The 7,852-nt window shown below is 73.6% G+C and carries 11 protein-coding genes; 3 read left to right on the top strand and 8 right to left on the bottom strand.

Features of this window, described 5'->3' with window-relative positions; genetic code table 11:
• Positions 1–254, bottom strand: a 254-nt coding sequence (locus L0B03_RS10885; protein WP_250445818.1) for a TRAM domain-containing protein, incomplete at its 3' end; no start/stop codon positions are given.
• Positions 251–2,281: an APC family permease gene (locus L0B03_RS10890; RefSeq protein WP_250445819.1), complete on the bottom strand. Its 2,031-nt coding sequence runs from the start codon at positions 2,279–2,281 to the stop codon at positions 251–253. The genes L0B03_RS10885 and L0B03_RS10890, both read right to left, overlap by 4 nt.
• Before the next feature lie 70 nt (positions 2,282–2,351).
• On the opposite strand from L0B03_RS10890, the gene L0B03_RS10895 reads away from it, so the two are divergent.
• Positions 2,352–3,002, top strand: coding sequence for a TrkA family potassium uptake protein (locus tag L0B03_RS10895; RefSeq protein WP_250445825.1), 651 nt, complete (start codon positions 2,352–2,354; stop codon positions 3,000–3,002).
• The gene (locus L0B03_RS10900; protein ID WP_250445820.1) at positions 3,002–3,676 is read left to right on the top strand and encodes a TrkA family potassium uptake protein; all 675 of its coding nucleotides are present in this window, start codon (positions 3,002–3,004) and stop codon (positions 3,674–3,676) included. The genes L0B03_RS10895 and L0B03_RS10900 overlap by 1 nt, the downstream gene beginning before the upstream one ends.
• Here the strand turns inward: L0B03_RS10900 and L0B03_RS10905 are convergent.
• The 4 genes from L0B03_RS10905 to dut are packed head-to-tail and all read right to left on the bottom strand — an operon-like array spanning position 3,603 to position 5,999.
• Positions 3,603–4,337 carry a DUF3159 domain-containing protein gene (locus tag L0B03_RS10905; protein WP_250445821.1) on the bottom strand — a complete coding sequence of 245 codons (735 nt, stop codon included), beginning with the start codon at positions 4,335–4,337 and terminating at the stop codon, positions 3,603–3,605. The genes L0B03_RS10900 and L0B03_RS10905 overlap by 74 nt on opposite strands.
• Positions 4,338–4,344: 7 nt before the next feature.
• A complete protein-coding gene (locus tag L0B03_RS10910; protein ID WP_250445822.1) occupies positions 4,345–4,740 on the bottom strand; it encodes an OB-fold nucleic acid binding domain-containing protein in 396 nt (131 codons plus the stop codon).
• A complete protein-coding gene (locus L0B03_RS10915; protein WP_250445823.1) occupies positions 4,740–5,438 on the bottom strand; it encodes a DUF3710 domain-containing protein in 699 nt (232 codons plus the stop codon). Before L0B03_RS10915 ends, L0B03_RS10910 begins: the two co-directional genes overlap by 1 nt.
• Before the next feature lie 60 nt (positions 5,439–5,498).
• Positions 5,499–5,999, bottom strand: a complete 501-nt coding sequence (dut, locus tag L0B03_RS10920; protein ID WP_308200039.1) for a dUTP diphosphatase — start codon at positions 5,997–5,999, stop codon at positions 5,499–5,501.
• Between the two features lie 56 nt (positions 6,000–6,055).
• On the opposite strand from dut, the gene L0B03_RS10925 reads away from it, so the two are divergent.
• Positions 6,056–6,559, top strand: coding sequence for a DUF3093 domain-containing protein (locus tag L0B03_RS10925; RefSeq protein WP_250445824.1), 504 nt, complete (start codon positions 6,056–6,058; stop codon positions 6,557–6,559).
• Here L0B03_RS10925 and L0B03_RS10930 read toward each other — a convergent pair.
• A complete protein-coding gene (locus L0B03_RS10930; protein ID WP_208054194.1) occupies positions 6,529–6,828 on the bottom strand; it encodes a DUF4193 domain-containing protein in 300 nt (99 codons plus the stop codon). The genes L0B03_RS10925 and L0B03_RS10930 overlap by 31 nt on opposite strands.
• A gap of 146 nt (positions 6,829–6,974) precedes the next feature.
• Positions 6,975–7,835: an inositol monophosphatase family protein gene (locus tag L0B03_RS10935; RefSeq protein WP_250445827.1), complete on the bottom strand. Its 861-nt coding sequence runs from the start codon at positions 7,833–7,835 to the stop codon at positions 6,975–6,977.
• Positions 7,836–7,852 lie beyond the last annotated feature (17 nt).

Raw genomic sequence — 7,852 nt, forward strand, 5'->3', positions numbered from 1 at the left:
TCCCCGCCGCCGACCCCGCCCGGGCCGGCGGCCGGCCAGGCCGAGGGGACACGGTCCGGGGAGGCCTCGAGCACCTCGACGGCCTCACCGCGCCAGAAGCGCGCCTCGCTCGACGCCTCGGCCAGACGCACGACGACCCGCTCCCCGGGGAGGGCGTGGCGCACGAAGACCACGCGGCCCTCGTGCCGCGCGACGCAGTGCCCGCCGTGGGCCACCGGCCCGACGTCGAGGGTGACCAGGACGTCCGCGCTCATCCCTGACCGCCGTCCTGCACGCTGCCGGGCTCGACCGGACCGCCCGGGGGCGGGGTCGAGGAGACCCCGTCGACGGCGACCGAGGAGCTCAGCTGCCACGGCACCGACGCGACGACCACACCCGGGCTGAAGAGCAGGCGCCCCTTGAGCCGCGTCGCGCTCTGGTTGTGCAGCAGCTGCTCCCACCAGTGCCCGACGACGTACTCGGGCAGGTAGACCACGACGAGGTCCCGCGGGCTGGCCCGACGGATCGACTTCACGTACCCCAGCACCGGACGCGTGACGTCTCGGTACGGCGAGTCGAGGACCTTGAGGGACAGCGGGAGGTCCAGGGCCTCCCACTGCTCACGCAGCTCGGCGAGCTCGGCCGGGTCGACCCCCACCGTGACCGCCTCGATCACCGAGGGTCGGGTGGCCCGGGCGTAGGCGATCGCCCGCATCGCCGGCTTGTGCAGCCGCGAGACGAGCACGATCGCATGCACCCTGCTCGGCAGGGCGCGCGCCGCCGCCGGGTCCTCACCGAGGGCGAGCTCCTCGCGCACCGCCTCGTAGTGCCGACGGATGCCCTGCATGAGCAGGAAGAGGACCCCGATCGCCAGCACGGTGACCCACGCGCCCCGGGTGAACTTGGTCACGAAGACCACCAGCAGCACCGTCGCCGTCAGGACGAACCCGGCGCCGTTGATGATCCGGGACCGCAGCATGCTGGTCCGCGTCGCGGGGTCGGGCTCGGTCCGCAGCAGCCTGTTCCAGTGCCGCACCATGCCGAGCTGGCCGAGGGTGAACGAGATGAAGACGCCCACGATGTAGAGGTGGATCAGCCGGGTGACCTCGGCGTCGAAGGCGATCACCAGCACGATCGCGCCGGCGGCGAGGGAGATGATCCCGTTGGAGAACGCGAGCCGGTCCCCACGGGTGTGCAGCTGACGCGGCAGGTGACCGTCGCGGGCCAGCACCGAGCCGAGGTGGGGGAACCCGTTGAAGGCCGTGTTCGCCGCGAGCACCAGGATGAAGCCGGTCACCACGGTCACGACGTAGAAGGCCGGGGAGAACCCCGAGAAGACGACCTCGGCGAGCTGGCCGAGCACCGGGTCCTGGACGTGCTCCTCCCCGACCGGCTGACCGTCCCGCAGCAGCTGGGTCGACGGGTCCTCGACGTAGTGGATCCCCGCGGCGGTCGCGAGCACCAGGATCGACATGATGAAGGTCGCGGAGAGCCCGCCGAGCAGCAGCAGGGTGGTCGCGGCGTTGCGGCTCTTGGGCCGCCGGAAGGCCGGCACGCCGTTGCTGATCGCCTCGACGCCGGTCAGGGCGGCGCACCCCGAGGCGAAAGCACGCAGCACGAGCAGCGCCCCGGCCAGCCCGACCAGCCCCTGCTCGAAGGCCGCCGCGGGGACGACCTCGAGGTCCGCGCTCGCGGCCTCGGGCAGCGTGCCCGTCGCGTACCGGGCGAAGCCGACCAGAGCGGTCAGCCCGAGGGCGAACATGAAGAGGTAGACGGGCAGGGCGAAGGCCCGGCCCGAGTCCCGCACGCCGCGCAGGTTGACCACCGCGAGCAGGACGATGAGGGTCACCGCGACGAGGGTCTCCCGGTCGCGGAGCGCCGGGACCACCGCCGCGGCGTACTGGGCCCCTGCCGAGATCGACACCGCGACCGTGAGCACGTAGTCCACGAGCAGCGCGCCGGCCACGGTCACGCCGGCCCGCGGACCGAGGTTGACGGTCGCGACCTCGTAGTCCCCGCCCCCGGAGGGGTAGGCGCGGACGTTCTGCCGGTAGGCCGCGACCACCACGAGCAGGACGACGACGACCGCGAGCCCGACCCACGGCGAGATCACCACAGCGGTGATCCCCGCGAGGGACAGGGTCAGCAGGATCTCGTCAGGCGCGTACGCGACCGAGGAGAGCGCGTCCGAGGCGAAGGCCGGCAGGGCCAGCCGCTTGGGCAGCAGGGTGCGACCCAGGCGCTCGGAGCGCATCGGTCGGCCCAGGAGAAGACGCTTGGCGGCGTCGGCGACATCGGACACGAGAAGCCATGCTAGGGCCGACACCGACCCTCCGGACGGTATAGCGTCATCGACCGTGCACTTCATCATCATGGGATGCGGCCGGGTGGGCGCGACCCTCGCCCAGTCCCTCGAGGGTCGCGGCCACTCCGTCGCGGTGATCGACCAGAACGCGGACGCCTTCCGCCGCCTCGAGGCCGGGTTCACCGGCAAGCGGGTGACGGGACTCGGCTTCGACCGCGGGACGCTGGTCCAGGCCGGGGTCGAGGACGCCTACGCCTTCGCCGCGGTCTCCGACGGGGACAACTCCAACATCCTCGCGGCACGGGTCGTGCGCGAGACCTACGGGGTGACCAACGTCGTCGCCCGGATCTACGACCCGCACCGGGCCGAGATCTACCAGCGCCTGGGCATCCCCACGGTCGCGACCGTCCGGTGGACCTCCGACCAGGTCCTCAGACGGATGCTCCCGATGGGGGCCACCGACGAGTACCGCGACGCCTCAGGCCAGATCCTCATGGCGCAGATGGACGTGCACCCGGGCTGGGTCGGACGCGCCCTGAGCGACATCGAGCGGGCCACCGGGGCCCGGGTGGCCTACCTGACACGCTACGGCGACGGCGTCCTGCCCGGTCCCGGGGCCGTGCTCCAGGAGAACGACCTGCTGCACGTGCTGGTCACGGCTGCCGACCTGCCGCGCGTCGAGCGCGTCCTGACCCACCTGCCGACGGGAGTCGAGTGATGCGCGTCGTCATCGCGGGGGCCGGTTCGGTCGGCCGCTCGATCGCGAACGAGCTGTTGACCGCGGACCACGAGGTCACGCTGATCGACAAGCAGCCCTCAGCCATGCGCGTGGCCTCGGTGGCCGAGGCCGAGTGGCTGCTGGCCGACGCGTGCGAGCTCGCGACGCTCACGGCCGCCAAGACCGACGAGTGCGACGTCATCGTCGCGGCCACCGGGGACGACAAGGTCAACCTCGTGGTCTCGCTGCTCGCGAAGACCGAGTACGGCGTCCCGCGCACCGTGGCCCGCGTCAACAACCCCAAGAACGAGTGGATGTTCGACGAGGCCTGGGGCGTCGACGTCGCGGTCTCGACCCCGCGGATCATGACCGCGATGGTCGAGGAGGCCGTCGCCGTCGGGGATCTCGTGCGGATCTTCACCTTCCACCAGTCCGGGGCGGACATCCTCGAGCTCACCCTGCCCGAGGACTCGCCGCTGGTCGGGACCAGGGTCGGTCAGGTCGTCTGGCCCCCCGACACCGTCCTCGCGGCGATCGTCCGCGGCCCGCGGCCCATCGCCCCGAGCGCCGACGACACCCTCGAGGCCGGGGACGAGCTGCTCATCGTGGCGGGCTCGGAGGCTGACCGGGACGCCCTGCACGACCTCCTGGTGCGGCCACCAGCAGCCACGTGATCCACAGCCCCAGGGCGAAGAGCGGCACGCCCATCGCGAGCCGCGCGGTGCCCAGCCAGCCCACGGCCGACTCCCCCTGCAGGTAGAGCGGGACCTGGACCGCCAGGCGCGCGCCGAAGAGCCCCACCCAGAGCCAGGTGGCGACGGTGTAGCGACGCCGCAGCGCTCGGCGAGCGGGATCGGTGCGCCAGCTCTGGTCCTCGCCGCGCAGCAGGCTGACGATCACGCCGACGGCCGGCCACCCCACCACGGCAGACACCATGGCACCCAGGCCCCAGGCGATGTTGACCCACAGACCCCAGACGAAGTAGTCCGAGGCGTCACCGGTCCGCCATGCCCACACGACCCCGATGGCCACGCCGAGCAGACCCGAGAAGGCCTGCGTCACCGGGGTGCGCTGCGCCAGGCGGACCAGGACCGCGATCACCGCGAGCGACGCCGAGGCGATCAGCGCGGGCACGAGGTCGCGGGTCGCGAGGTAGACCACGACGAACAGCAGCCCGGGGGCACCGGACTCGACGATCCCCCGCACGCCGCCGACGGCCTGGGCGAAGGAGAACTCCTCCCCGGCGAGCACCCCGACCCCCCGACGTGGCTCCTCGGGCCGACCTGGGCCGGCCAGCGGCTCGGACCCGTGCGCGTCCTGCGGGATCCCGGTCATGAGGGCCTCACTCCGCCGCTCGCGCGCTGAGCTCGTAGCGCGGGTTGAACATGGTGCGCTCCCCCTCCTGGAGGCAGACGAAACCCTCGAGCCGGGCCCGGCGGCCGGGCTCGATGCCTGCGATCCGCCGCTGACCGAGCCACACGACGCGCAGCGAGCCGCTCCCGTCGTACAGCTCGGCCTCGAGGGCGGGGACGTTCTGCCGGGCCCGCAGGGTGACGCTGCGCAGCACCCCGGAGACCTGCGCCCGCTGCCGGTCGCCGAGCTGTGCCACCTCGGTGCATCCGACCCGTCGGCTCTCTCGCCGCTCGTCGGAGGCCTCGAGCTCGGCCCGTGAGGTGATCAGACCTCGCAGCCCCGTCCGCTCCTGCGCGCGAGGCCGGGTCGTGCGCTCCTGTGCCACTAGTGGATCTCCGTGATCTCAGGCCCCCGGGTGAGGGGGTCGGGGGCCGCCGCCGCGGCGGGCACCGCTCGCGAGCCGGGGACCGTCAGGGCGAGCAGCTCGCGCGGGGCCCGAGGCTCGCCACCGCGCACCACGACCGTGTCCGCGAAGACCTCCTCGAGGGCCACGGCCTCGCTCGGCTCGATCGCGGCACGCCCGGTCAGCACGCCGCGCAAGAACCACCGCGGGCCGTCATGGCCGATGAAGCGGGCCGGACGGTGCCCCGTGCGCCCCTCCGCGGTACGGACCGGCAGACGGGCGAGCAGCTCGCGACCGAAAGGGCCGGGCAGGTCGTCGACCGACCCGCCCTGCTTGGTCACCGACGCGGCGATCTCCGACCTGATCTCGTCCCAGATCCCGGCGGTGCGCGGGGCGGCGAAGACCTGCAGCTGGAGGGCTGAGCCCTCCAGGCTGACGGCGGCCGCGGTGACGATCTTCGAGGACTTCTCGACCTCCATGCGCAGCTGCATGCCGTCCCGCCCCGGGACCCAGAGCGCACCGAGGTCGACACGGCGTCCGCGCTCGGCGACCTCGTCCCGGTCCCACGGCCCACGATCGCGGTCGGTCAGGGGCTCGGCCGCGTCCGGCGACACCTCGTCGACGGTCGATCCGGCCTCGACCTCCGGGTCGCCCCGCTTGCCTCGACGGAACACGCTCACGCCACCTGCCTCCTGATCGGGATCCTGCCTTGCACGATAGACGGCGCCACCGCGCCGGTCCTAGACGCCTGCCGCGCCCCAGCCGCCGCTCGACCCGAAGCCGCCCTCACCGCGGTGGGAGCCGGGGAGCCGCTCGGCCCGCACGAACCGCGCACGCTCGACGCGCTGCACGACCAGCTGGGCGATGCGGTCCCCGCGCCGCAGCTCGACCGCCTCGGAGCGGTCGGTGTTGAGGAGCGTGACGCGGATCTCGCCGCGGTAGCCCGCGTCGACCGTCCCGGGGGCGTTGACCACGGTCAGCCCGTGACGCATCGCCAGACCCGACCGCGGGTGGACGAAGGCCGCGTAGCCGTCCGGGAGGGCGATGCTGACCCCGGTCGGGACGGTCGCGCGTCCGCCGGGCGAGAGCGTCACGTCCTCGCGGGCGACCAGGTCGGCCCCGGCGTCACCGGGGTGGGCGTAGGTCGGTGGGGGGAGCTCGTCGTCCAGCATCAGCAGGAGGACCTCGACCGCTCCGGCGGGGCCCGAGGCCCGGTCGGCGCTCACGTTGTGCTGCGTCACGCGGCCGACTCTAGTGCTCGCAGCGCCGGCACCGGCACGGGTGGGATGCTGGTGGGATGACCGCCAGAGCCTCGCACCCCCCGCCCGCCCACACCGAGCGCCTGTGGCCTGGGCTGCTGGGGTGGGCGGCGGTCGCAGGCTTCGCACTGCTCGTGCTCATCGCGCTGCTGCCCGTCCAGCCGCTCGTCGCGGTGGCCGTGGGTGTCCTCGCCCTCGTGGTCCTGACGGTGGCCGCCGTGCGCACCAGCCCGCGGGTCGTGCTCCGGGACGGTGAGCTGCGTGCCGGGCCGGCGCGGATCCCGGTGACCGACCTGGGCGTGGCCCGGGTCCTCGACAAGGCCCAGGTGCGCGATGCGATGGGTCCGGGGTCGGACGCACGGACGTACGTCTGCCTGCGCGCCTGGATCCCCACGGCGGTGCATGTCGAGGTGGTCGACCCGCGGGACCCGACGCCGGGCTGGCTCGTCTCGAGCCGACGCCCGGACGAGCTCGCAGCGGCGATCACCCGGGCGCAGGGTGAGGAGAAGGATCAGGCCGCGCACTCCGAGCAGATGGGCTGACCGTTCTTCTCCCCCGCGAGCTGGCTGCGGTGGTGCACCAGGAAGCAGCTCGCGCAGGTGAACTCGTCAGCCTGGCGCGGCAGCACCCGGACGGAGAGCTCCTCGCCCGAGAGGTCGGCCCCGGGGAGCTCGAAGCCCTCAGCGGCCTCGGTCTCGTCCTCGTCGACCACCCCGGAGTTCTTGTCCGCCCGGCGCGCCTGGAGCTCCTGCAGCGAGTCTTCGCTGAGGTCCTCCTCGGTCTTGCGCGGGGCGTCGTAGTCGGTTGCCATCAGGCGCTTCACACTCCGTGTCGTCCAGGGTCGGCAAGCGGCGCAAGGCAGGATCCCGACGCCGGTACGTACTCAATGCACGACGCCCCACGGTTGTTCCCGCAGGCGTCAGGCGTGGGGATTGTGCCCCATCCCGGCGCTGAGCGCTAACTGCCGTCCGCCTCGGGGCCCTGGGGCCCCGTCACCACGTCCCGGTCGGCGTCGAGCCGCTCGAGCAGCGCGACCAGGCGGGCGACGGTGCCCGCGGGTCCCGAGACCGTCATGGCCTCCCCGGCGCGTGCCCCGCGCAACCCGGTGACCACCGCTCCGGCCTCCTGCGCCACGAGCGCCCCCGCCGCCAGGTCCCAGGGCTGCAGGCCGCGTTCGTAGTGGGCGTCCAGGGAGCCGTCGGCCACCGAGCAGAGGTCCATCGCGGCAGACCCGATCCGGCGCAGGTCCCGGACCTGAGGCAGCAGCTCGGCCACCACGCGGGCCTGCTCACGCCGACGTGCCGCGACGTACCCGAACCCGGTGCCCACGAGGCTCTCGACCAGGGGACGCTCGGGGTTGACGGACAGCCTGCGGCCGTCGCGGTAGGCCCCCTGCCCGCGACCCGCCACCCAGGTGCGGCCGTCGGCGACCGCGTGGACGCAGCCGGCGACCGCGGTCCACCGTCCCGGCTCGGGCGGCCCGACGACCGCCGCCACCGAGACCGCGTAGGCGGGGATGCCGTACAGGTAGTTGACCGTCCCGTCGATGGGGTCCAGGACCCAGGTCACGCCGCTGGAGCCCGCCACGTGGCCCTCCTCCTCCCCCAGGACGCCGTCCTGGGGGCGTTCGGCCGCGAGGACTTGCCGCAGCAGGGCTTCGGAGGCGTAGTCCATCGCGGTCACGACGTCGATCGCGCTCGACTTGGTCGCGGCCACGTCGACCTGATCAGGCCGCCCCTCGCGCACGAGCGCGCCGGCCTCGCGGGCGAGCCGCTCGGCCAGGGCGACCAGCTCGGCCACGGTGCCTGCGTCGGGCAGCCCTCCCGCCGCCGGAC

This window comes from Actinotalea sp. C106, assembly GCF_023630195.1.
GTDB lineage: Bacteria > Actinomycetota > Actinomycetes > Actinomycetales > Cellulomonadaceae > Actinotalea.

What these genes read in the sequence shown, in the direction of transcription:
- L0B03_RS10895 (WP_250445825.1), top strand. Translation starts at nt 2,352, where the DNA reads ATGGGATGCGGCCGGGTGGGCGCGACCCTCGCCCAGTCCCTCGAGGGT.
- L0B03_RS10900 (WP_250445820.1), top strand. Translation starts at nt 3,002, where the DNA reads ATGCGCGTCGTCATCGCGGGGGCCGGTTCGGTCGGCCGCTCGATCGCG.
- L0B03_RS10905 (WP_250445821.1), bottom strand. Translation starts at nt 4,337, where the DNA reads ATGACCGGGATCCCGCAGGACGCGCACGGGTCCGAGCCGCTGGCCGGC.
- L0B03_RS10925 (WP_250445824.1), top strand. Translation starts at nt 6,056, where the DNA reads ATGACCGCCAGAGCCTCGCACCCCCCGCCCGCCCACACCGAGCGCCTG.
- L0B03_RS10930 (WP_208054194.1), bottom strand. Translation starts at nt 6,828, where the DNA reads ATGGCAACCGACTACGACGCCCCGCGCAAGACCGAGGAGGACCTCAGC.